Origin of the sequence: Microbacterium sp. K24 (genome assembly GCF_004794465.1) — a bacterium.
GTDB lineage: Bacteria > Actinomycetota > Actinomycetes > Actinomycetales > Microbacteriaceae > Microbacterium.
The window spans coordinates 1-1,476 of record NZ_SSDJ01000073.1; the positions used below are offsets into that span (position 1 = coordinate 1).

Here is a 1,476-nt window from a genome sequence, read left to right on the forward strand (position 1 = left end):
CTCGAAGTTCGGGCCGGTGAACGCTAAACAGGAACGGCGTGCAGACGAATGGGCGGCACTCCGCCTCATCGACCATCGCGACTACCGCGAGGCCGAGCACCTCCGCGACGGCAACGTCTCACTGATCGCACAGGATCTTGACGTGATCGACGAGATCGTCGAGGCCTATCAGAACATCCTGCTCCGCGTCGGCGACGTCGTGTATGAGAAGCCGCGCCTCGGCGCCGGCCAGTGGGAATCCAAGGTCGCGGTCTGATGGCCGGCACGGTCGAGGCATACGACACCAGCAAGGGAACGCGTTACCGGGTGCGGTATCGAAAGCCGGACGGTGCACAGACAGACAAGCGCGGGTTCAGCACTAAACGCGACGCCCGCCTATTCCTCTCCACGGTCGACGTAACGAAGGCGCGAGGCGAATACATCGACCCGACCGACGGGCGACGGCTGGTCTCTGACATGCAGCCGACGTGGGAGCGCGCCCGTCTCGGCACGTTGAAGCCGTCCTCTCGAGCTGCGATGCTCACCGCCTGGCGTATCCACGTGCAGCCCGAGTGGGGCGCACGGAAGGTCGGCACCATCCGCAAGACGGAAGTGTCCGCCTGGATCGGCGAGATGACGTCGCGAAAGTCGGCCCAGACTGTGAGGCGAGCAGTATTCGTGCTCTCCGGCATCCTCGACGTCGCTGTAGAGGACAGAGCCATCGGGACTAACCCGGCCAAGGGTGTAGATCTGCCGGCGAAGCGACGCAAGGAGGCCACCTACCTCTCGCACAAGCAAGTCTCGGCGTTGGTGAGCGAAGCCAAGTACCCCGAGCTTGTCGAATTCCTCGCCTACACCGGGGTCCGATGGGGGGAAGCCGCTGCGCTTCGCATCCGAAACCTGGATCTCCCGCGCCACCGGGCGTTGATCTCCGAAAACGCCGTGATCGTGAAGGGTGTCTACGAGGTCGGCACGCCGAAGAGTGGCAAGAACAGAACGATTGTGTTTCCGGAGTTCTTGGTGCCCGGGCTCCGCAAGCTCGTGGAGGGGCGAGACGGAAGTCACCGCGTGTTCGGCGACGCCCAGCCGCCGAGGTATCCACACGCTACGTCGGGTTGGCTTGTCTCGGCGGTCTCGTCGTGTCAGTTCGACGACCCGTCATTTCCGACCATCACCCTCCACGACCTGAGGCACACCGCAGCCTCACTCGCGATCAGCGCGGGAGCGAACGTCAAGGCCGTTCAGCGGATGCTCGGGCATGCGTCAGCCGCGATGACCCTGGACGTGTACGCCGACCTCTTCGACGAGGATCTCGGGCACGTCGCGGAAGCGTTGGCACGAGCTCGCGAGGCCGCTCTCGAATAAACGTGGGCAAAATGTGGGCAGAAACGAAAATAGCCCCTGGATGATCGAGCTGATGCTCGAATCTATCCAGGGGCTATTCGCTGTCTATATGCGCTCTGAACGGGCTTTCTAGAAGTCCCAGTCGTCGTCTTC

The 1,476-nt window shown here is 63.1% G+C and carries 1 protein-coding gene and 1 pseudogene; both read left to right on the forward strand.

Features of this window, described 5'->3' with window-relative positions:
* Window positions 1–256, forward strand: a pseudogene (locus tag DW306_RS05565) (hypothetical protein); the annotation flags it as partial.
* Complete coding sequence (locus DW306_RS05570; protein WP_136054627.1) at window positions 256–1,344, forward strand: site-specific integrase; 1,089 nt, start codon at window positions 256–258, stop codon at window positions 1,342–1,344. The pseudogene DW306_RS05565 and the gene DW306_RS05570, both read left to right, overlap by 1 nt.
* Window positions 1,345–1,476 lie beyond the last annotated feature (132 nt).